Source organism: Chromobacterium sp. Ag138, from assembly GCF_055181315.1.
In genome coordinates this window covers 1915308-1936676 of record NZ_JBUPWA010000001.1, presented here as the reverse complement: position 1 = coordinate 1936676, position 21369 = coordinate 1915308, and the positions used below count along the sequence as shown (strand labels likewise).

Below are 21369 nucleotides of genomic sequence, written 5' to 3'. Positions count from 1 at the left end.
CCCCCCCCCCCCCCCCCCCGCGGCCACGGCCATCCGTTGGCCAATCCGGTGCTGCTGGGCGTGCTGTTGGTGCTGGCCTGGCTGCTGCTGAGCGGCAGCAGCTATCAGCAATACATGAACGGCGCCCGTTTCATCCAGTTGCTGCTGGGACCGGCGACGGTGGCGCTGGCGGTGCCCTTGTACGGCAATCTGGCGCGCTTGAAGAAAGCGGCGTTTCCCTTGCTGGCCAGCATCGCCGCGGGCGGCCTGGCCGGCATGATCAGCGCCGCCGGCCTGGGCTGGTGGCTGGGATTCGATCAGCCGGTGCTGGTGGCGCTGGCCACCCGCGCGGTGACCACGCCGATCGCGATGAGCCTGGCCGGCGGCCTGGGGGGCTCGCCCGAGCTGGCGGCGATGTTCGTCATCGTGTCGGGCATCGTCGGCGCGGTGATGGCCCCGCCGCTGTTCAAGCTGCTGGGCTGGGACGACGACATGCTGCTGGGGGTGGCCACCGGCGTTTCCGCGCACGGCATCGGCACCGCCCGGCTGTTCCAGCTGTCCGAGACCGCCGGCGCTTTCGCCGGGCTGGCGATGGGGCTGAACGGCGTGTTCACCGCGCTGGCGCTGCCATGGCTGGTGCGGGCGCTCGGGCTCGGTTAGCATGCGGGGGCGCGCAGGGTCCGGCATCGTGACAGACCGGCGCGCAGTCATAAGGAGAACGATATGGATCTGATTTTGTGGCGCCACGCCGAGGCCGAGGACGGCGTCGACGATCTGGCGCGCGCGCTGACCCGGCGCGGACAGCAGCAGGCCAGCCGCATGGCGTCCTGGCTGCGGGACAGGCTGCCGGACGATTACCTGCTGCTGGCGTCGGAAGCGAAGCGCTCGCAGCAGACGGCCGCCTATCTGGCCAAGAGCTACGAGGTGATGCCGGAACTGAACCCCGGCGCGAGCGTGGACGAGGTATTGCAGGCGGTAGGCTGGCCCGAGGCGGGACGCACGGTGGTGCTGGCCGGCCATCAGCCCTATATCGGCTGGCTGGCGGCGCAGCTGCTGTCTGAGCAGCAGCAGATGTGGAGCGTGAAGAAGGGCTCGGTATGGTGGCTGAACCGCCGCGAGCGCGGCGGCTATGAGCAGGTCAGGCTGAAACTGATGTTGACGCCGGGGATGCTCGAGCCGTGAACCCCGAACCTTGCCCCAGTCCCTGTCCGACGCCCCGCTTTGCCGGGGCGTCGTCTTTCGCGCCGCGGCCTACGCGGTTTGCGCCAGTTGTTCCCTCAGTTCCAGGCTGACTTGCACCATCGCCGTCAGCGCGGCGTCCACCTCCGGCCAGCCGCGGGTCTTCAGGCCGCAGTCCGGATTCACCCACAGCCTCTCGGCCGGAATCACCTTCAGCGCCTTGTCCAGCAGCGTGCGGATTTCGCCGGCGGACGGCACGCGCGGACTGTGGATGTCGTAGACGCCGGGCCCGATGGCGTTGGGATAGCGGAAGCGGCCGAAGTCGGCGAGCAGCTCCATGTCTGAGCGCGAGGTTTCGATGGTGATCACGTCGGCGTCCAGCGCGGCGATGGCCGGCAGGATGTCGCCGAATTCCGAGTAGCACATATGGGTGTGGATCTGCGTCGCGTCGTCCACCCCGCGGCAGGACAGGCGGAAGGCCTCGCCGGCCCAGGCCAGGTAGCCGTCGCGGTCGGCGCGCCGCAGCGGCAGGCCTTCGCGTATCGCCGGTTCGTCGATCTGGATCACGCGGATGCCGGCGGTCTCGAGATCCCGAACCTCGTCGTTCAACGCCAGCGCGATCTGGCGGCAGACTTCGCTCCTGGGCAGATCGTCGCGCACGAAGCTCCACTGCAGGATGGTGACCGGGCCGGTCAGCATGCCCTTCACCGGCTTGGCGGTCAGGCTTTGAGCGTAGCGCGCCCAGTCCACGGTCATCGGCCGGGGCCGCGACACGTCGCCGAAGATGATGGGCGGCTTCACGCAGCGGCTGCCGTAGCTTTGCACCCAGCCGCCGGCGGTGAAGGCGAAGCCGGCCAGCTGCTCGCCGAAGTATTCCACCATGTCGTTGCGCTCGGCCTCGCCGTGCACCAGCACGTCCAGCCCCAGCGCCTCCTGGCGGCGGATCGCCAGCTCGATTTCCTTCTCCATCGCCTGTTGGTAGTCGGCGGCGGATAGCTCGCCCTTCTTGAACGCGGCGCGGCTGGCTCGGATGGCAGGCGTCTGCGGGAAGGAGCCGATGGTGGTGGTGGGCAGCGGCGGCAGTTGCAGCCAGGCTTGCTGCCGCTCGGCGCGGACCGGGTAGGGGCTGGCGCGGCGGTCGGCGTTCGCCGGCAGCGCCGCCAGCCGCCCGGCCACCGCCGGATTGTGGATGCGCGGGCTGTCTTGGCGCTGCGCGCGGGCGAAATCGCTGCCGGCCAGCTCGTCCGAGATGGCGGCGCGTCCTTGCTCCAGCCCGCGTTTCAGCGTTTTCAGCTCGTTCAGCTTCTGCACGGCGAAGGCCAGCCAGGTTTTCAATTCGGGATCGAGCGCGGTTTCCGCGGCGGCGTCGAAAGGGCTGTGCAGCAGCGAGCAGCTGGGGGCCAGCCACAGCCGGCCTCCCAATGTGTCCGCCAGCGGCAGCAGGCGGGCGAGCAGGGCGGACAGGTCGGCGCGCCAGATGTTGCGGCCGTCTATGATGCCCGCGGACAACACCTTGTCGGCCGGATAGTCCGCCAGGAAGGCGGCAATCTGCTCCGGCGCCCGGACCAGGTCAAGGTGCAGGCCGGCCACCGGCAGCGACTTCAGCAGCGCCGCGTGCGCGGACACGTCGCCGAAGTAAGTGGCCAGCAGCAGCTTGGGCGCGGATGGGCTCAATTGCGCGTAGACCGGCGCGAAGGCGTCCAGCCATTCCGGCTCCAGGTCCAGCGCCAGGATGGGTTCGTCGATCTGCGCCCATTCCGCGCCCTCGGCGCGCAGCGCGGCCAGCAGTTCGCGGTAGGCGGCCACCAGGCCGGGCAGCAGCGACAGCTTGTCGAAAGGCTCGCCCTTGGCCTTGCCCAGCCACAACAGGCTGAGCGGCCCCAGCAGCGCGGGCTTGGCGGCCACGCCCAGCGCGCGGGCTTCGCGGATCTGGGACAGCAGGCGCTCGGGCTGGGCGGCGAAGGCGGTGTCGGCCTGCCATTCCGGCACCAGGTAGTGGTAGTTGGTGTCGAACCACTTGGTCATTTCCAGCGCCGGCTGGGCGGCGTTGCCGCGCGCCAGTTCGAAATATTGCGCGGTGGTGAGCGTGGCCGCGTCGAATCCGAAGCGCGCCGGCGCGGCGCCGACCAGCAGCTGGGCGTCCAGCACGTGGTCGTACAGCGAGAAATCGCCGACCGGGCTCAGCTCGACGCCGGCGCCTTTCTGCAGCAGCCAGTGTTTCTGGCGCAGCTCCTTCGCGCCCTGCAGCAGCGAGGCTTCGTCCAGCTCGCCCTTCCAATGGTTTTCCAGCAGGGTTTTCAGCTCGCGCTTGGCGCCGACGCGGGGGAAGCCGAGCAGGTGGGTGGGGTGGCTCATGCGTGCGTTCCTGTTTTGTCTTGTCGTGATGGAACAAGCATCTGTCATTGCGGTGTATGATTCAAACTCATTATTTTGCTGTTCAACATGAATGGAATCGATGATGAGCGTGCTGGAGCTGAGGCATTTGAAGAGCCTGCTGGCATTGGCGGAGACCGGCAGCGTGTCGCAGGCGGCGCAGCGGGTGTTCCTGACGCAATCGGCGCTGTCGCATCAGCTCAAGCAGCTGGAGGCGGCGTACGGCCTGACGTTGTTCGAGCGCAAGACCCAGCCCTTGCGCTTCACGCCCTCCGGCGAGCGGCTGCTGCGGCTGGCGCGGGAGCTGCTGGCCCAGGTGGCGGCGGCGGAGCGCGATCTGGCGCGCATCCGCCAGGGCGAGGCCGGCGAGGCGCGGGTGGCGGTGGAGTGCCATACCTGCTTCGACTGGCTGATGCCGGCGATGGACCAGTTCCGGCGCAACTGGCCGGCGGTGGAGCTGGACATCGTGTCCGGCTTTCACGCCGATCCCGTCGGCCTGTTGCTCAGCGACCGCGCCGATCTCGCCATCGTGTCCGAGGCGGAGCCGCAGGCGGGCATCGTCCATTTGCCGCTGTTTTCCTATGAAATGGTGGGCATCGCCGCGCGCGAGCATCCATTGGCGGCGAAAGAGGCATGGCGGGCGGAGGATTTCGCCGCCGAGACGCTGATCCATTATCCGGTGGCGGACGAGATGCTGGACCTGCTGCGCAAGCTGCTGCTGCCGGCCGGCGTCAACCCGGCGCGGCGCACCGCCGAGCTGACCATCGCCATCATCCAGCTGGTGGCCAGCCGGCGCGGGGTGGCGGTGCTGCCGTACTGGGCGGTGCAACCCTATCTGGAGCGCGACTACGTGGTGGCCCGCCAGGTGGGGGAGGAGAAGCTGCGCAGCGAGCTGTACGCGGCGCTGCGCGAGGGCGACGCCGATCGCGCCTATTTGCAGGATTTCGTGCAGACGGTGCGGGACAGCAGCTTCGCGACTCTGCCCGGCCTATCGCGGCTGGAGGCCTGAGCGGGCGGTTTCGGCCCGCAGCATGGACAGCAAGGCATCCAGCCGCTGCCGGCATTGCGGGCGCAGCCGGCGGCTGTTGGACGCCATCGCGGCGGCGCCGCCTATGTCCCGCACCGCTTGCTGGAACGGCGCCCAGCCGGCCAGCAGCCACGCCGGCTGCGGCGAAGAGGCCAGGCAGGCCGCCGCCGCGGGCGCGCCGGCGCCGCACAATTCGCGCAGCCGGCCGTTGGCCCGCGCCAGAATGTCTTTTTCCGTCTCCGCCATTTCCACTTTCTCCAGCCGCAGCAGATAGATGCGGGCGGCCAGCCAATCGGCCTCGTCGCTCAGACGGGGCGGCGTCGGCTTGGCGCGCGGGCGGCGTGCGGCCAGCAGCATCGCCAGCGTGCGGATCTCCGGCAGCATCGATTCCAGCAGCCAGCCGGCCAGCGGATGGCGGGCAAGGTCCAGGCTTCGGCCCAGGCATTCGCCGTCGCGGACCAGGGCGATGGGTTTCAGCTCGGCGCGCCGCGGTTCCGGGATCGTCAGGATGCCGATATGGTTTTCAAATGGTCTGTTTCCTGTTGGCGACATGGCGGAGCTGCGCGGGAGGCCGCGTCCTGGTTGGATTATGGTTTGATCGGCATCAATGACATACGGAAATAAACAATTAACTTATTCCCATAATGAATATTTCGTTTGACTTCGGCGGGCATTGTTGCGCACCATATATTTGAAATCAATATATTTTTATGAATTTAAATTATATGAGAGAGGAATCGATGTCGGCCAGGCAACTGGATGTCGGCGAGTTGATCAATCGCGAGCGCTTTTCCGCGCGGCAATGGCGCATCCTGATCCTTTGCTTCCTGATCGTGCTGTGCGACGGCTTCGATACCGCCGCCATCGGCTACATCGCGCCGGCCGTGATCCGCGACTGGGGCGTGGCGCGCACCCAGCTGGGGCCGGTGATGAGCGCCGCGCTGTGGGGGCTGGCCGCCGGCGCGCTGCTGGCGGGGCCGCTGGCCGACCGGATCGGCCGCAAGCGCGTGCTGCTGGGGGCGGTGTCGCTGTTCGGCGCGATGAGCGTCGCGGCGGCCGGCGCCGCCGACCTGTCGGCGCTGGCCTGGCTGCGCTTCGCCACCGGCCTGGGCCTGGGGGCGGCGATGGCCAACGCGGTGACGCTGATGTCGGAATATTCGCCGGAGCCGCGACGGGCCTTCATCGTCAGCGCCATGTTCTGCGGCTTTCCGCTGGGCGCGGCCTGCGGCGGGCTGCTGGCTTCATGGCTGGTGCCGCATGCCGGCTGGCGCAGCGTGCTGCTGCTGGGCGGCGTCGCGCCCTTGCTGCTGCTGCCGGCGATGTGGCTGCTGCTGCCGGAGTCGCTGCGCTTCCTGCTGCTGCGCGGCGGCGACGGCGAGGCTCGCCGCATCCTGAAACGGCTGTTGCCCGGCGCGCGGCTGAACGACGGCGACAGGCTGGTGCTGCGCGAGGCAGACCGGACGCCCGGCTTGCGGCTGGTCTGGTCCGCCGATTACCGGACCGGCACGCTGCTGCTGGCGGCGGCCTATTTCATGGGCCTGCTGATCTTCTACCTGCTGACCAGCTGGCTGCCCATCCTGATCAGCGACAGCGGCATGGATCTGCGGCAGGCGGCGCTGCTGACCGCGCTGTTCCCGTTCGGCGGCCTGCTGGGCAGCACGCTGACCGGCTGGCTGATGGACCGCTACGACGCGCACCGGGTGTTGGCGCTGGCCTATCTGTTGACCGGCGCGCTGGTGTTCTGCATCGGCCAGGCGCTGGACAACCACGGCTTGCTGGCATTGGCCATCTGTCTGGCCGGCATCGCGATGAACGGCGCGCAGGCGTCGATGCCGTCGCTGGCGGCCGCCTACTATCCGACCGCGGGCCGGGCCAGCGGCGTGGCGTGGATGATGGGAATAGGCCGCTTCGGCGGCATCGCCGGCGCCTTGCTGGGCGCGACGCTGCTGAAGCTCCACTTGAGCCTGCCGCTGTTCTTCGCCCTGCTGTCTCTGCCCGCGCTGCTGGCCGCCGCGGCCTTGCTGTTCAAGCGGCGCGCCGCCGCCCTCGGCAGGAGGGCATGGGCATGAGCGGGAAAACGATAGCCGGCGTGCTGGAAACGGTGCGCCGCCAGGCCCTGCCGGCCGACGACCGCGAGTACTGCGTCGCCCTGCACGACTATGTGCGCGATCAGGTGCGCTTCGGCTTCACCACCGGTTTCGAAAGCGTGACGCCGGAGCAGACGCTTGCGCTGGGGCGGGGGCATTGCAACGCCCAGGCCGACCTGCTGTGCGCGCTGCTGCGCGGCGCCGGCTTCGAGGCCGGCCTGCGCTTCGTCGCCCTGGACAAGCGCATCCTGCGCCACGCGGTGCCGGCGCCGGTGCTGTTCTGCTTGCCGCCCAAGCTGTTCCACGCAGTCACCCAGGTTCGGCTGGGCGGCCAGAAGCTCAATATCGACAGCTATATCTTCGACCGCTCGGGGTTTCGCCAGCAGCGGGCGCGCTTGCGCGCGGCCGGTCTGGAGCGCGGCTTCGGCCTGGGGCAGGGCGCGGTCTGCGATTGGAACGGCCGCGGCGACGCGTTTTCCCAGGCGGAGCCGGGAAATCTCGCGCCGGACAACCCCCGGTTTTCCACGCTGGCCGAGGCCGTGGCCAGCCGAGCCGGCAACAACACCCTGCTTGGCATCCATTTCAACCAGTGGCTGGCCTGCGTGCCGACGCCGCTGCGCCGCGTCAGCGAGCGCTATCTGAACAGCCGCCTGGGGCCCGCCATGACTTAGCGGCCGCTGCGGCGTCGTGGCCGGCCCGCGCGGCCGGCGTCTGATTGCAAGTTCAACGAGGAAACCAATCATGTTGCCTGTAGCAAGGATTGCTCGCGTCGTCGAGCAGGCGTCGCTGCGTCCGTTCTATCCGCGCCATTGGGGCGCGGAGCGCAGCCAGATCATGCAATGGCTGCGCGACGGCGAGTATCACCGGGTGCCGGTGATCCGCAAGCAGGATCTGTCCAATCACTGGGACGAATTGATGGAGTACGGCGACTTCACCGACGTCGTCAGCTCTTCGGGCACCACCGGCCGGCCGGTGGAGCTGCCGGTGCATCGGCTGCAGGAGATGGTGTGGGTGGACTGCGTGGCGCGGGTGCTGACCGAGCTGGGCGCGAAGCCCGGCGACCGCATGCTGCACCTGCTCAGCAACAACGACATGTTCACGCTGGGGCCGCTGGTGCTGCAGGCGGCCAAGAAAGTGGGGCTGGGGCCGTTCCGCTGCTCGCCGCAGCGCACGCGGCGCATTCTGGACGTGGTGCATTACCACCAGCCGGCCTTCGTGGTCGGCAATCCGGTGGTGATGCTGGAGCTGGCGCAGACCATGGGCGCGGACTTCCCGGCGCCGGAGTGCCTGCCTGACTACGCCTATTTCGGCGCCTGCGGCGCTTTCGACGCCGACAACCGGCCGACGCCGGTGGCGCGGAAGGTGATGGAGTTGTGGGGGCTGAAGGACGCGCTCAACGAATACGGCTGCAGCGAACTGGGCTCGGTCGGCCACGAGTGCCTGCAGCACCGCGGCTTCCACATCAACGACGACGCGGTGCACGTCGAGCTGATCGATCCCGAAACCGGGCTGCCGGCCGCACCGGGCCAGCCGGGCGAGGTGGTGGTCACTTCGCTGACCTTGCCGCGCGGCTTCATCGCGGTGCGCTACGGCACCGGCGACATCGCCAGCTGGCTGGACGACAGCCCCTGCGACTGCGGCCGCCGCAGCCCGCGGCTGGGCGCCATCATCGGTCGGGTCGATCACCAGCTGAAGATCCAGGGCCAGACCGTTTACCCGGATCTGATCTTCGACGTGCTCGGCCGGGTGGACGGGATAGACAACGAACTGGTGGTCCGTTGTCCGGACGAGCAGGGCGGCCAGCGGGTAGAGGTATGGCTGTCGGCCGCGATGGGGGAAGGCGCGCAGATCGTCCGCCGGGTGGGCGAGATGTTGCTGCAGCGGCTGGCGGTGGCGCCTTGCCTGCGCCTGGTGCCATCGGAGCTGATCCAGCAGCTGAAGCAGGACAAGATGGCCAGCGGCAACGGCGTCAAAGTGCCGCGCTTCATCGACCTGCCGCTACCTGTGCATGCCTATCTGTGAGGGATTTTCCATGACGCCATTGCTGCCGGCGCCGGGCCTGCTGCCCGGCCTGAGCCTGAAGCTCGAATACCTGAATCCTTCGTTGTCGATCAAGCATCGCTCGCTGCCCAAGACGCTGCTGGAACGCGCGCGCGCCGGACGGATATGCCGCGACGCGACGCTGGTGATCATGACCGCCGGCAGCGCCGGCGTCAGCGTCGCCTGGGCGGCCAGCCAGATAGGCTGCAAGGCGCTGCTGCTGATGCCGGACGGCGCGCCGGACAGCGTGGTCAATTACGCGCGCTGGCTGGGCGCCGAAGTGGAGCGCCGTCCGCATCCGCAGTTGCAGGAGCTGCTGGACGCGCATCGCGGCATGCCGGGCAGCCATGTGGTCGAGCAATTGAGCGACCCGGAATTGATCGGCCATTACCGGGCGGTGGGGGAGGAGCTGCTGCGCCAGGCGCCCGGGCTGGCGGCGGTGACGGTGTCGGCCGGCACCTGCGCGTCGCTGATGGGCATCGCCGAAGCGCTGGCGCCGGCCGGCGTGCCGGTCTACGCGGTGGAGCCGGCGGAGGCGGCGGTGCTGTCGGGCGAGCCGTGGCGGCCGCACAATATTCCGGGCCTGGCGCCGCCGGCGCCGACGCGGCTGTTCCGGCGCGAGGCGGTGGCCGGCATCGTACCGGTGGCGTCGGCGCTGGCCTGGAGCACGGCGCGCGAGGCGCTGGCCGCCTGCGGCGAGCCGGTGGGGCCGTCGTCCGGCGCGGCGATCGCCGCCGCCCGCATGCTGCGCGGCCGCGGCGTGGACGGCGATATCGCCGCGGTCTGTTCCTCGCACATGGTCACCAGCCTGTGAGGCTGCATCAGGCCAGCGCCGGGATAATCCGCCTGCCGCCGCCTCTGCCGGACGCCGGGCTGGCGCGGCCGGCCATCGAGATTCCCTGGCGCGAGGCGTGGCCGGTGGCGCCGGAGGAGATCTGCGCCTGCAGCCGCGAGGCGCTGGTCCACCATGGGTACATGACCGGCGCGCTGCAGGCCAGCCGCGGCTGCGCGCTGCGCATCCGCCGGCTGTGGCAGCGGCACGACGCCCGCCGGCTGGAGCGCAGCATCCTGTTGCTGGACGAGCGGCAGCGCTGTCACGTGGCGGCCTGGATCAGGATAGAGCTGCTGGCGTTCGAGCCGCGGCTGAAGCGCCAGCTGGTGGAGTCGGACCTGCCGTTCGGCGGCATCCTGGCGCGGGCGGGCATCTGCCCGTCGTTCTCCGGCCGGCAGTATTTCGCGTTGCCCGGACTGTTCGCCGCCAGCGGCGCCATCGCCTACCGCCGCTGCTGCGACCGGCATTACGGGCGCAGCCATCACATGCTGGGCGAAGATGGCCGGGTGCTGGCCGAGGTGTACGAAGCGCTGCCCTGAGGCCTGGCGGAAATGACTCAGCGCAGCGCGTGGGTCAGCAGGTAGTAGGCGATGTACAGCCAGCTCAGGAAGCCGTGGATGATTGCCCAAAGAATGGAATGATTGGCGGACCAAGACAGGGCGACCGCGATCAGCGTGCCCAGAGAGAAGCCGTATCCTGCGCGGCGGGTGTTCATGATGGAGAGACTCCTGCAAAGTGTGGATGGGGCCAGTGTACGGCCATCGGCCATCTCGTGGCATGATTGGCTTAAACGCGGCCGGCGGGATTTGGTATGCATGCCGCGCGGCATGGCTTGGACCGCGCCGGGCTTTTTCAATCCAGAATTCAGGTGACAGATGGGCATCAAACGACTCAACCACGCCGTGCTTTACGTCAGCGACGTGGCGGACAGCGCGGCTTTCTACCGCGATGTGCTGGGCTTTCGCCCCAAGGGCGACGCCGCTTCCCGCCGCGCGGTGTTCGCGCAGGCCGCGCATTCCGACAACGACCATGATCTGGCGCTGTTCCAGCTCAATCTGGGCCAGCAGCGGTCGGGCCCGTTCAGCCCGAGCGGCGAAGCGCCGGCTCCCCATCAGCCCAAGGCCGGCCTGTACCATCTGGCCTGGGAGGTGGACACCATCCAGGAGCTGAAGCGGATACGCGACCATCTGGCCGAGATCGGCAAGCTGGGCATGGAAGAAGATCATGGCGTGCACAAGAGCGTGTACGGCCATGACCCGGACGGCTTGTTGTTCGAGGTGTGCTGGTTCGTGCCGGAGGCGGCGCTGGACGCGCGCGACCGCGAGCCCGGCGACGGCCGGCTGGATTGGGCGCGCGAGCTGGCCCGCGGCGTTTAGCGCCGCCAACCAAGCTCTGGTGCCGCGTTGCGTCGACGCGCCTTGCCTCAGGCGCGCACTAGGTTTGCTTCGCTGCGTTCAGCCGTTATCCGGCAGATAGGCCGCGCGCAGCCGCGGCAATTGCCGCCACAGGCATTCGGTTTGCCGCCGGTGGCGATGGGCGTAGCCGCGGCTGAACACCCAGTAATAGGTTTTGCTGAGCAGGGGCGGCGACAGCCGGCGAATCTTGAGTTCCGGATGATGGCGCAGGTAGAGGTCGCCGGCTTGCCGATGCACCACATAGGCCTGGATGCGGCCCGCTTGCAGCTTGGCGAAGTTGTCGCCGATGGCGTTGCCGTTTTCCACCCGCAGGCCTCGCTCCCGCAGATCCCGTTCTATGGACCAGCCGCGATTGATGCCGACCGGTCCCTCCAGGCCGCGCAGCCGGGCGCCGTTCCAGCTCAGGTCGCTGTCCTCGCGGATGTAGAAGGCATAGTCGAAGGTGGCCATGCGGCGGCTGGGGTCCGCCTGGCCGTTGCGCATCGGGTAGGCCATCAGGCCGCGGCGAGGCGCTTGGTAGGACAGCAGCAGCGCGCCGTCCAGCCGGTCCAGGCCCAGGTTCTGCACCAGGCGCTTGCCCGGTTGGCGCAGAAAGCGCGCGTCCAGCCCGCAGCGGCGCAGCGCGGTCCGCGCCAGATCGATGGCCCGGCCGCGGGGCGGGCTGTCGGCAGCCGGGTCTTCGATCATATAGGGGCTGGTCAGCGCGTCGCTGATGCCGACGCGCAGCGGCTCCGCGGCGGACAGCGACAGGGGGCACAGACAAGCCAGCACGATGGGCAGACGGAACATCGGATATTCGAACTGGGGATAGGTCTGCCCATTTTATCAAAATTAATTGAAAATATGCTGATTGTTTCATCGTTATTTGATTAACAATCAAACGTGCTAGCCGCCGCGCTCCAATCCCAGCTCCTGAATCTTGCGGGTCAGCGTGTTGCGCCCCCAGCCCAGCAGGTGGGCGGCTTCCACCCGGCGGCCGCCGGTATGACCGAGGCTGGCGCGGATGCAGGTGGTTTCGAAGCGGCGGGTCAGCTCGTCGACGATGCCGACGTCGCCGGCGCGTAGCCGGCGGCGGATTTCCTCCTCCAGCATGCGATTCCAGTCTCCATCGGGGCATGAGGCGGCCTCGGCTTGCGGCTCGCGCAGCTCCGGCGGCAGATCGGCCACTTCGACGGTCTGGCCCGGCGCCATCACGCAAATCCACTGGCACAGGTTTTCCAGCTCGCGCACGTTGCCGGTGAAGGCGCTGCGCTGGATCAGCGCCATCGCCGCCTCGGACAGGCGCTTGGACTCCACGCCCAGCTGCGCGGCGCTCTTGGCCAGGAAGTGGCGGGCCAGCAGCGGAATGTCCTCGCGCCGTTCGCGCAGCGGCGGCAGCCGCAGCCGGATCACGTTGAGGCGGTGAAATAAATCCTCGCGGAACTGGCCGTCGCGCACGCGCTGTTCCAGGTTCTGGTGAGTGGCGGCGATCACCCGCACATTGGCCTTGGTCGGGGTGTGGCCGCCGACGCGGTAAAAGTGGCCGTCGGACAGCACCCGCAGCAGCCGGGTCTGCAGCTCGGTCGGCATGTCGCCGATCTCGTCCAGGAACAGCGTGCCGCCTTCTGCCTCTTCGAAACGGCCACGGCGGGTGGCCAGCGCGCCGGTGAAGGCGCCTTTCTCATGGCCGAACAGCTCCGATTCCAGCAGGTCTTTCGGTATTGCCGCGGTATTGAGCGCGATGAAGGGCTTGCCGGCGCGCACCGAGTGGCGGTGCAGCGCCTCGGCCACCCGCTCCTTGCCGGTGCCGGACTCGCCGGTGATCAGCACGGTGACGTTGGACTGGGCCAGCCGGCCGATGGCGCGGAACACGTCCTGCATCGCCGGCGCCTGGCCCAGCAGCACCGGCATCGCTTCCGGGCTGTCTGCGCCGGCGTCCTGCGCCTCGCTCTCGGCCAGCGCACGCTCGATCAGCAGCACCGCCTGGTCGATGTCGAACGGTTTGGGCAGGTATTCGAAGGCGCCTCCCTGGAAAGCCGACACCGCGGAGTCCAGGTCGGAGTGGGCGGTCATGATGATCACCGGCAGCTGCGGATGCTCGGTTTTCACCTTGGCCAGGAATTTCAGGCCGTCGGTGCCCGGCATGCGGATGTCGGAAATAATGGCCTGCGGCTTGTCGTCGTACAGCGCGTTGAGCGCGTCGTCGGCGCTGGCGAAGCTGTCGAAGGCGATGCCGGCGCGGGTCAGCGCTTTTTCCAGCACCCAGCGTATCGCCTTGTCGTCGTCTATGATCCAGACCGGCTTGGCCATGGCGTTTCTCCTCGTGTTCTTTTGTCGTTATCCCGCTTCGCCGCCGAAGGGCAGCAGCACGGTGAAGCAGGTCTGGCCCGGCCGCGAGTCGAACTCTATGCTGCCGCCGTGCTGGTGGACGAAGGCCTGGGCCAGCGTCAGCCCCAGGCCGGTGCCTTCGGCGCGGCCGGTGACCAGCGGGTAGAAGATGTGGTCGCGGATGTCGTCGGGAATGCCGGGGCCGTCGTCGACGATCTGCAATTTCAGTGCCAGCTGGTGGCGTTTGCGCGCCAGCGTGATCTGCCGCGCCACCCGGGTGCGCAGCGTGACGCGTCCCTGGCCGCGCAGCGCCTGCACCGCGTTGTTGACGATGTTGAGCACCACCTGGATCAGCTGCTCCTTGTCGGCGGACAGCAGCGGCAGGCTGGTGTCGTAGTCGCGGATCACGGCGAGGCCTTGCGGATGCTGGGCCAGCGCGATGCTGCGCACCCGCTCCAGCACTTCGTGGATATTGATCGGCCCGCGGTTGTGGCTGCGGTGCGGCGCCAGCAGCCGGTCCACCAGCGTCTGCAGCCGCAGCGCCTCCTCGGTGATCACCTCGGTGTATTCCTTCAGCTCCGGCCGGTCGGCCAGCTCGTGCTCCAGCAGCTGCGCCGCGCCGCGGATGCCGCCCAGCGGGTTCTTGATTTCGTGCGCCAGGTTGCGGATCAGCTCGCGATTGGCCTGGTGCTGCATCAGCGAGCGCTCCTCGTTGGCGATCTTCAGCTGCTGGTCCAGCGGCCTGAGCTCGATCAGCGCCTGGCAGCCTTCGACGTCTATCGGCGTGATCGACAGCATCACGTGCAGCGCCGCGTCGTTGTGCAGCGGCTTCAGCTCCAGGTCGTGCTCGATGTAGCTGGCGCCCTGGCCCAGGGCGGCGGAGAGCGCCTGGACCAGTTCGGGGCAGGGCTGAAACAGCTCGGGCAGCGTGTGGCGCAGCAATTCTCGGCTGCCCAGCGCCAGCAGGTTTTCGCAGGCGGGATTGACGAAGCGCAGCGCGGCGTCGGCGTCGCAGATCAGCACCGGGGTGTCCAGGAGCTCCAGTCCGGCAAAGCTGGGTATCGTCATGGGATGGCTTGGATGGTGGTGTCGCGCTGAACGCAGCAATAAGCGCGCCAGCTCGTAGGACCGCGCCGCGGGGCGCGGACGCGCGTCCTGGCTGAAGTGTGCACCATAATGGTGCGCATGGCTATGGCAGGCCGAGTTCCTTCTTCAGCGCCTGGACGTTCTTTTCGCGGTCGGTGACTTCGTTCTGCAGTTTCTGCACCCGGTCCAGATACTTCTGGTAGTTGCGGGCCTCGTCGCCCAGCCGCACCGCCTTGCCGTCGGCCAGCGCCTTCTTGGCGGCGTCCAGCGCCTTGGCTTCGTTGGACAGCTCTTGCTCCAGTATCTTCTTGCGGCCGCTGTCGCGCTGCTTCTGGGTGTCGGCGTCCACATTGGGATAGCCGCCGGAGGCGGCAGGCTTGCCGGCGGAAGCGCCGTTGTTCTTCGCGCGCTGGCTGGGATACGACGACAGCGGATTCAGCTTGATCGGCTGCGCGCCGCGGATCGGCACATTGGTGTAGGTGACGTTGCCTTGCGGGTCGACGTACTTGTAGATGGTGGCCGCCTGGGCGGCCCCGCAGGCCAGCAGCAGGCAGAGTGCGAATGTCTTCATCTTCCGGATACAGGGTGGGGATCGCCCTTGCATGATAAGCAAATCGAGCCGCCGCGTCATTTATGCGAGAGCAAGAAAAACGGCAGCCCGGAGGCTGCCGTCGTTCGAGAGGGCGTGGCGCTTACAGCGAGTAGTACATCGCGAATTCCACCGGGTGGGTGGTCATGCGGGCCAGGTTGACTTCTTGCATCTTCAGCTCGATGTAGGCGTCGATCCACTCGTTGGAGAACACGCCGCCGCGGGTCAGGAACTCGCGGTCCTTGTCCAGCGCGGACAGCGCTTCGTCCAGGCTGGCGCACACGGTCGGGATCAGCTTGTCTTCTTCCGGCGGCAGGTCGTACAGATTCTTGTCCGCGGCGTCGCCCGGGTGAATCTTGTTCTGGATGCCGTCCAGGCCGGCCATCAGCAGCGCGGAGAAGCACAGGTACGGGTTGGCCAGCGGATCCGGGAAGCGCGCTTCGATGCGGCGGCCCTTGGGGCTGGCCACGTGCGGGATGCGGATCGAGGCGGAGCGGTTCTTGGCCGAGTAGGCCAGCTTCACCGGCGCTTCGTAGTGCGGCACCAGGCGCTTGTAGGAGTTGGTGCCCGGGTTGGTGATCGCGTTCAGCGCCTTGGCGTGCTTGATGATGCCGCCGATGTAGTACAGCGCGGTGTCGGACAGGCCGGCGTAGCCTTCGCCGGCGAACAGGTTCTTGCCGTCTTTCCAGATGGACTGGTGGACGTGCATGCCGGAGCCGTTGTCGCCGACGATGGGCTTGGGCATGAAGGTGGCGGTCTTGCCGTAGCTGTGGGCGACGTTGTGCACCACGTACTTCAGGATCTGGGTCCAGTCGGCGCGCTGGGTCAGCGTGCTGAACTTGGTGCCGATCTCGTTCTGGCCGGCGGTGGCCACTTCGTGGTGGTGCACTTCGACCGGCACGCCCAGCTCTTCCAGCAGCAGCACCATCGCGGAGCGGATGTCCTGCGAGGAGTCCACCGGCGGCACCGGGAAATAGCCGCCCTTGATGCCCGGACGGTGGCCCATGTTGCCGCCTTCGAATTCCTCGGCGGACGCCCATGCGGCTTCCTCGGCCTTGATCTTGACGAAGCAGCCGGACATGTCGGCGCCCCAGGTGATGCTGTCGAAGATGAAGAATTCCGGCTCCGGGCCGAAGTAGGCGGTGTCGCCGTGGCCGGATGCCTTCAGGTAGGCTTCGGCGCGCTTGGCGATGGAGCGCGGGTCGCGGTCGTAGCCCTTGCCGTCGGCCGGATCGATCACGTCACAGTGCATGAACACGGTCGGCTCGTCGAAGAACGGGTCGAGGCGGGCGGTGGCCGGATCGGCCATCAGCAGCATGTCGGAAGCCTGGATGCCTTTCCAGCCGGCGATGGAGGAGCCGTCGAAGGCGTGGCCGCGCTCGAACCACTCGTCGGCGTCTTCCAGCAGCACATGCGCCGGGATGGAGACGTGCTGTTCTTTGCCGCGGGTGTCGGTGAAGCGCAGATCGACAAATTTGACGTCGTTTTCTTGGATCAGTTTGACTACGTCGGCTACTGCCATGTTTTATCTCCTGGAAGGCAACGTGCACCCAAGGGCAAGTGCGTGAAAATTTTGGTACGTCCCCAGTAAGCAGGAAGCGTGCCAGCCTCTGAAACGCTGCTGCTGCATTGTGTCATAGCCGCTTTGGCTTATCCAGCCGGCTGGAATGACTGGACTTGAACCAATCTGGTGCCTGGGCTTGGGCGGTGCACCGATATGGTGCCATTTGCCAGCCATGCCGGGCGGGTCGATAATCGCCAACATAAGCCCGGAGTGTTGCAGGAGGAAAACAGATGAGCAGAATGAGCCAGATTCTGGAGGCCGCGCACCAGCGCGCCGAACAGTTGGGCCTGTCCTACAGCGGAGCCGTGCTGCCCGACGAGGCCTATGAGTTGATGCAAGGCCTGCCCAAGGCGGTGCTGCTGGATGTGCGCAGCCACGCCGAGTGGCAATTCGTCGGCACCGTGCCCGGCGCGGTGAACATCGAATGGCGCAGCTATCCCGGCATGGAGCCGAATCCCAATTTTCTGGCCCAGCTGACCCATCAGGTCGACCCGGAGGCGGTGCTGCTGGTGATCTGCCGTTCCGGCGCCCGTTCCGACCAGGTGGCGCGGCTGGCGGCGGACAACGGCTACAGCGAGGTGTACAACGTGCTGGAGGGCTTCGAGGGCGACCGCGACGGCGACGGCCACCGCAACTCGGTCGGCGGCTGGCGCTGGCGCGGCCTGCCTTGGGTGCAGGGCTGATTGTTCCCTTGTCCGAGGCGGTTGAAGTTTGCGGCGTTAAGCGGCAAAGTGTGGGGTGAACCCGCAGCTTCGATCTGCCGACCAAGCCACGGCGCGCCGCGCAGCGCGTTCCCGATGGACGCGTGCCCGGTTTCAGGGCGCGCCGGGTGACGGTGTCGGCAGGCCTTTGGCCGCTCAAAACATATCGCATTATTGGAAAGCCGGACATGACCGACCGTTACGCCGTAATCGGCAACCCGATCTCCCACAGCCAGTCGCCGTTCATCCACGAGGAGTTCGCCCGCGCCACCGGGGAGGACATCAGCTATGAGCGCCTGTTCGCCGACATCGGCCGCTTCAACGAGGTGGTGGGCGAATTCGTGGCCAAGGGCGGCAAGGGGCTGAACATCACGCTGCCGTTCAAGGGCGACGCCTTCCGCTACGCGTCCGAGCTGACCGAGCGCGCGCGCGCGGCCGAGGCGGTGAACACGCTGGCCTTCCGCGACGGCAAGGTCTACGGCGACAACACCGACGGCGTCGGCCTGGTGCGCGACATCGTGGAAAACCTGGATTACCCGATCGCCGGGCGGCGCGTGCTGATCCTGGGCGCCGGCGGCGCGGTGCGCGGCGTGCTGGAGCCGATTCTGAAGCAGAAGCCCGCCAGCCTGACCATCGTCAACCGCACCGTGATCAAGGCCGAGGCGCTGGCTCATCACTTCGCCCGCTACGGCAAGGTGGAGGCGGTCGGCTACGCCGCGCTGGAAGGCCGCAGCTTCGACATCGTCATCAACGCCACGTCCACCAGCCTGAACAACGAGATGCCGCCGCTGCCGCACGGCGTGTTCACGCCGCGCACGCTGGCTTACGACATGGTGTACAGCGCCGGCCTGACGCCTTTCCTGCAGCGCGCGCAGGGCGAGAACGCCGGCATGCTGGCCGACGGCCTGGGCATGCTGGTGGAGCAGGCGGCCGAGTCGTTCTCCATCTGGCGCGGCGTGCAGCCGGAGACGCGCAAGGTGACCAATATGCTGAGGGAAGTGCTGGCCTGAGCATGACGCGCATCCTGTTCAAGATCCTGGCGGCCCTGGTGGCCGCCTTTCTGCTGTATAACCTGTGGGTGCTCGGCCACATCGTCTACTGGCGCGACCACAATCCCGGCGCCAGTTCCTTCATGAACGAGCAGCTGGCCAGGCTGCAGCAGGACGACCCCGAGGCCGAGCTGCGCCACAAGTGGGTGCCGTACGACAAGATATCGCCGAATCTGAAACGGGCGTTGATCGCCTCCGAGGACGCCAAGTTCGTCGACCACGAGGGCTTCGACTGGGACGGCATCGAGGCGGCGTTCGAGAAGAATCTGCAGAAGGGCAAGATCGTCGCCGGCGGCTCCACCATCAGCCAGCAGCTGGCCAAGAACCTGTTCCTGTCCAGCGGCAAGACGCCGTGGCGCAAGCTGGAGGAGGCGCTGATCACGGTGATGCTGGAGTCGGTGCTGGACAAGCGCCGCATCTACGAGATCTACCTGAACGTGATCGAGTGGGGCAACGGCGTGTTCGGCGCCGAGGCCGCCTCGCGCTATTACTTCCGCACCGGCGCCTCGCGCCTGTCGTCGTCCCAGGCCGCCAAGCTGGCCGCGATGGTGCCCAATCCGCGCTATTACGACGAGCACCGCGGCGCGCCCGGCCTGGCGCGCAAGACCCGCATCATCCAGCGCCGGATGAGCTACGTCGAGCTGCCCTGATCCCGCGGTTCCAGCCCGCCGCCATGTCCGCGGCGGCGGGTGGAAGCCGCTTGTGACGATATGTTACAATCGCGACTTTCTTTTTCGCGCGCCGCGGGCTCGCCGCGGCCAACGCAATGGACTTACCCAGTTATCCCTTAATCGAATCCCGTATCACTCTATAAAATCCCGCCTCACACCGTTGGCCCCCTTCGCGCGCCCTGTGGGTGGAAGGAGACGTGCATGACGGTTGCCTACAAGCAACAATCCGCCGATCGTCTGCAGGAAAGCCTGGGCCTGGTGCAGCGCTTGATCGAGCGCCAGCGCCAGCTTGAACATCTTGCTACGCGTCAGGACGCGGCCGAAGCTGCCGTCTATCCGCAGGCGCCGCAACACAATTTGCTGGAACTGGGACAGAAGCTGTCCCAACTGCACCCGGCCGACATCGCCCACGTGCTGGAAGCGCTGCCGCTGGAAGACCGGCTGCTGGCCTGGGATCTGACCGACCCCGCGCGCGACGGCACGGTGCTGCTGGAAGTGTCCGACGCGGTGCGCGAGTCGCTGATCGAGGTGATGGAGCCCGACGAGCTGGTGGCGGCGCTGGACGCGCTGGACGCCGACGAACTGGCCGAACTGGCGCCGGACCTGCCGCGCCAGGTGGTCTACGAGGCGATGGGCCGGCTGGATGAAGAGGAGCGCGGCCAGCTGCAGGCGGTGCTGTCCTACGACGACGACCGCGTCGGCGCGCTGATGGATTTCGAGCTGGTGAAGATACGCGCCGACGTCAGCTGCGAAGTGGTGCTGCGCTACCTGCGCCGCTTCGACGATCTGCCCGGCCAGACCGACAAGATCTTCGTCACCGACGAGGCCGGCCTGCTCAAGGGCGTGCTGTCGGTGCGCAAGCTCTTGGTGTCCGATCCGGACACGCTGGTGGCGGAGGCGATGGCCACCGAGGTGGTGAGCTTCCATCCCGACGAGCCGGCGCTGGACGCCGCCCAGGCCTTCGAGCGCTATGACCTGGTCAGCGCGCCGGTGGTGGACGAGCGCGGCGCGCTGCTGGGCCGGCTGACCGTGGACGCGATGGTGGACGTGATCCGCGAGGAATCCGATAGCGAAGTGCTGAACCTGGCGGGCCTGAAGGAAGAGGAAGACCTGTTCGCGCCGGTGATGGATTCGGTGAAGAACCGCTGGTCCTGGCTGGCGATCAATCTCTGCACCGCCTTTTTCGCTTCCCGCGTGATCGGCGCCTTCGAGCATTCCATCGCCCAGTTGGTGGCGCTGGCGGCCCTGATGCCCATCGTCGCCGGCATTGGCGGCAATTCCGGCAACCAGACCATCACCATGATCGTGCGCGCGCTGGCCATGGGCCAGATGCGGACCGGCCAGGCCGGCCGGCTGTGGCGCAAGGAGCTGGGCGTCAGCGTGATCAACGGCATGGTCTGGGGCGGCGTCATCGGCGCGGTGGCCTGGCTGCTGTACGGCAGCGTGTCGCTGGGCCTGGTGATGCTGGCGGCGATGACGCTGAACCTGATGCTGGCCGCCACCATGGGGGTGATGATCCCGACGCTGATGCAGAAGCTGGGCAAGGACCCGGCGCTGGGCTCCAGCGTTTTGATCACCGCCTGCACCGATTCCGGCGGCTTCCTGATTTTCCTGGGACTGGCCACCCTGTTCCTGCTGTAATAGAACCATGCCGACCATAGAACAGGCGCTGCGGCGCCACCCCCTGCCCAGGCTGGAGTCCCGGATGCTGCTGACGCACGCCTGGCCCGGCCTGACCCACGCCGCCATCATCGGCCATCCCGAGCGAGAACTGCCGGACGACGTCGCATCGGCCTTCGACGCGCTGGCCGCGCGCCGCCTGGCCGGCGAGCCGATGGCTTATCTGATCGGCGCGCGCGAATTCTACGGGCGGGATTTCCAGGTCAGCCCGGCGGTGCTGATTCCGCGGCCGGAAACCGAGCATCTGGTCGAGCTGGCGCTGGCCCGCGTCGACCGGACCGCGCCGGCGCGGGCGGTGGACCTGGGCACCGGCAGCGGCATCATCGCCGTCACGCTGGCGCTGGAGGCGCCGGGCTGGTCGGTGGGCGCGGTCGATGTCTCGGCCGACGCGCTGGCCGTCGCGCGGAGCAATGCCGACGCGCTGGGCGCCCGCGTCGATTTCCGGCTGGGCAGCTGGTTCGGCCCGCTGGGTGCCAACGCTCGCTTCGACCTGATCGTGTCCAACCCGCCGTACATCGAGCGCGACGATCATCATCTGGCCGAAGGCGACTTGCGCTTCGAGCCGCGCGGGGCGCTGACCGACGAGGCCGATGGCCTGGCCTGCCTGCGCGAGATCGCCGCCGGCGCGCCGGGGCGGCTGGCCGACGGCGGCTGGCTGATGGTCGAGCACGGCTACGACCAGGGCGAGGCGGTGAGGGCGCTGTTTTCCGCCGCGGGCTTGAGCCAGGTGGAAACCATCCGCGACCTGGCCGGCCAGGACCGCATCAGCGTCGGGCGCAAGGCGGTCTGA

Annotated in this window: 22 protein-coding genes; 14 read left to right on the top strand and 8 right to left on the bottom strand. The window is 67.8% G+C overall.

Annotated elements, in window-relative coordinates:
- Together ACY3GB_RS08780 and ACY3GB_RS08775 are read left to right on the top strand one after the other, a co-directional pair.
- Nucleotides 1-639, top strand: a 639-nt coding sequence (locus ACY3GB_RS08780) for an LrgB family protein (RefSeq protein ID WP_463088399.1), incomplete at its 5' end; no start/stop codon positions are given.
- Nucleotides 640-702: 63 nt separating this feature from the next.
- Nucleotides 703-1161, top strand: a complete 459-nt coding sequence (locus ACY3GB_RS08775) for a SixA phosphatase family protein (RefSeq protein ID WP_463088398.1) — start codon at nucleotides 703-705, stop codon at nucleotides 1159-1161.
- Between the two features lie 69 nt (nucleotides 1162-1230).
- Here the strand turns inward: ACY3GB_RS08775 and metE are convergent, their stop codons facing one another.
- On the bottom strand, nucleotides 1231-3513 hold the full coding sequence (gene metE, locus ACY3GB_RS08770) for a 5-methyltetrahydropteroyltriglutamate--homocysteine S-methyltransferase (RefSeq protein ID WP_463088397.1): 2283 nt from the start codon (nucleotides 3511-3513) through the stop codon (nucleotides 1231-1233).
- A gap of 100 nt (nucleotides 3514-3613) precedes the next feature.
- Between metE and ACY3GB_RS08765 the strand changes: the two genes are divergently transcribed.
- The gene (locus ACY3GB_RS08765) at nucleotides 3614-4540 is read left to right on the top strand and encodes a LysR family transcriptional regulator (protein WP_463088396.1); all 927 of its coding nucleotides are present in this window, start codon (nucleotides 3614-3616) and stop codon (nucleotides 4538-4540) included.
- Here ACY3GB_RS08765 and ACY3GB_RS08760 read toward each other — a convergent pair.
- The gene (locus ACY3GB_RS08760) at nucleotides 4520-5110 is read right to left on the bottom strand and encodes a hypothetical protein (RefSeq protein ID WP_463088395.1); all 591 of its coding nucleotides are present in this window, start codon (nucleotides 5108-5110) and stop codon (nucleotides 4520-4522) included. The genes ACY3GB_RS08765 and ACY3GB_RS08760 overlap by 21 nt on opposite strands.
- A gap of 188 nt (nucleotides 5111-5298) precedes the next feature.
- On the opposite strand from ACY3GB_RS08760, the gene ACY3GB_RS08755 reads away from it, so the two are divergent.
- The 5 genes from ACY3GB_RS08755 to ACY3GB_RS08735 all read left to right on the top strand — a co-directional run bounded on the left by ACY3GB_RS08755 (nucleotide 5299) and on the right by ACY3GB_RS08735 (nucleotide 10056).
- Entirely contained in the window at nucleotides 5299-6627 is a 1329-nt protein-coding gene (locus ACY3GB_RS08755) for an MFS transporter (protein ID WP_463088394.1), read from the top strand.
- Nucleotides 6624-7316 carry a transglutaminase-like domain-containing protein gene (locus ACY3GB_RS08750; protein ID WP_463088393.1) on the top strand — a complete coding sequence of 231 codons (693 nt, stop codon included), beginning with the start codon at nucleotides 6624-6626 and terminating at the stop codon, nucleotides 7314-7316. The genes ACY3GB_RS08755 and ACY3GB_RS08750 overlap by 4 nt, the downstream gene beginning before the upstream one ends.
- A 70-nt stretch (nucleotides 7317-7386) precedes the next feature.
- On the top strand, nucleotides 7387-8667 hold the full coding sequence (locus ACY3GB_RS08745) for a phenylacetate--CoA ligase family protein (RefSeq protein ID WP_463088392.1): 1281 nt from the start codon (nucleotides 7387-7389) through the stop codon (nucleotides 8665-8667).
- Nucleotides 8668-8677: 10 nt separating this feature from the next.
- Nucleotides 8678-9499 (top strand): pyridoxal-phosphate dependent enzyme, encoded by an 822-nt coding sequence (locus tag ACY3GB_RS08740; RefSeq protein WP_463088391.1) that lies wholly within the window; start codon nucleotides 8678-8680, stop codon nucleotides 9497-9499.
- Complete coding sequence (locus tag ACY3GB_RS08735) at nucleotides 9496-10056, top strand: hypothetical protein (protein WP_463088390.1); 561 nt, start codon at nucleotides 9496-9498, stop codon at nucleotides 10054-10056. The genes ACY3GB_RS08740 and ACY3GB_RS08735 overlap by 4 nt, the downstream gene beginning before the upstream one ends.
- Nucleotides 10057-10073: 17 nt before the next feature.
- Here the strand turns inward: ACY3GB_RS08735 and ACY3GB_RS08730 are convergent, their stop codons facing one another.
- The gene (locus tag ACY3GB_RS08730) at nucleotides 10074-10232 is read right to left on the bottom strand and encodes a hypothetical protein (RefSeq protein ID WP_186009511.1); all 159 of its coding nucleotides are present in this window, start codon (nucleotides 10230-10232) and stop codon (nucleotides 10074-10076) included.
- Between the two features lie 160 nt (nucleotides 10233-10392).
- Here ACY3GB_RS08730 and ACY3GB_RS08725 point away from each other — a divergent pair, with 160 nt between their 5' ends.
- Complete coding sequence (locus tag ACY3GB_RS08725; RefSeq protein ID WP_463088389.1) at nucleotides 10393-10893, top strand: VOC family protein; 501 nt, start codon at nucleotides 10393-10395, stop codon at nucleotides 10891-10893.
- 78 nt (nucleotides 10894-10971) lie between these two features.
- Here the strand turns inward: ACY3GB_RS08725 and ACY3GB_RS08720 are convergent, their stop codons facing one another.
- The 5 genes from ACY3GB_RS08720 to glnA form a co-directional block, all read right to left on the bottom strand.
- On the bottom strand, nucleotides 10972-11721 hold the full coding sequence (locus ACY3GB_RS08720; protein WP_463088388.1) for a substrate-binding periplasmic protein: 750 nt from the start codon (nucleotides 11719-11721) through the stop codon (nucleotides 10972-10974).
- Nucleotides 11722-11817: 96 nt separating this feature from the next.
- Complete coding sequence (gene ntrC, locus ACY3GB_RS08715; protein ID WP_463088387.1) at nucleotides 11818-13221, bottom strand: nitrogen regulation protein NR(I); 1404 nt, start codon at nucleotides 13219-13221, stop codon at nucleotides 11818-11820.
- A 27-nt stretch (nucleotides 13222-13248) separates the two neighbouring features.
- Nucleotides 13249-14307, bottom strand: a complete 1059-nt coding sequence (gene glnL, locus ACY3GB_RS08710) for a nitrogen regulation protein NR(II) (RefSeq protein WP_463088386.1) — start codon at nucleotides 14305-14307, stop codon at nucleotides 13249-13251.
- Nucleotides 14308-14428: 121 nt separating this feature from the next.
- Nucleotides 14429-14896: a DUF4124 domain-containing protein gene (locus ACY3GB_RS08705; RefSeq protein ID WP_463088385.1), complete on the bottom strand. Its 468-nt coding sequence runs from the start codon at nucleotides 14894-14896 to the stop codon at nucleotides 14429-14431.
- 121 nt (nucleotides 14897-15017) lie between these two features.
- On the bottom strand, nucleotides 15018-16436 hold the full coding sequence (glnA, locus tag ACY3GB_RS08700) for a type I glutamate--ammonia ligase (RefSeq protein WP_463088384.1): 1419 nt from the start codon (nucleotides 16434-16436) through the stop codon (nucleotides 15018-15020).
- A gap of 272 nt (nucleotides 16437-16708) precedes the next feature.
- On the opposite strand from glnA, the gene ACY3GB_RS08695 reads away from it, so the two are divergent.
- From ACY3GB_RS08695 to prmC, 5 genes are all read left to right on the top strand, one after another.
- Nucleotides 16709-17161 (top strand): rhodanese-like domain-containing protein, encoded by a 453-nt coding sequence (locus ACY3GB_RS08695; protein WP_463088383.1) that lies wholly within the window; start codon nucleotides 16709-16711, stop codon nucleotides 17159-17161.
- Between the two features lie 206 nt (nucleotides 17162-17367).
- Nucleotides 17368-18189 carry a shikimate dehydrogenase gene (gene aroE / locus ACY3GB_RS08690; protein ID WP_463088382.1) on the top strand — a complete coding sequence of 274 codons (822 nt, stop codon included), beginning with the start codon at nucleotides 17368-17370 and terminating at the stop codon, nucleotides 18187-18189.
- 2 nt (nucleotides 18190-18191) lie between these two features.
- The gene (gene mtgA, locus ACY3GB_RS08685) at nucleotides 18192-18878 is read left to right on the top strand and encodes a monofunctional biosynthetic peptidoglycan transglycosylase (protein WP_076225614.1); all 687 of its coding nucleotides are present in this window, start codon (nucleotides 18192-18194) and stop codon (nucleotides 18876-18878) included.
- 222 nt (nucleotides 18879-19100) lie between these two features.
- Entirely contained in the window at nucleotides 19101-20540 is a 1440-nt protein-coding gene (gene mgtE / locus ACY3GB_RS08680) for a magnesium transporter (protein WP_076225613.1), read from the top strand.
- Nucleotides 20541-20547: 7 nt separating this feature from the next.
- Nucleotides 20548-21369 (top strand): peptide chain release factor N(5)-glutamine methyltransferase, encoded by an 822-nt coding sequence (gene prmC / locus ACY3GB_RS08675; RefSeq protein WP_076225612.1) that lies wholly within the window; start codon nucleotides 20548-20550, stop codon nucleotides 21367-21369.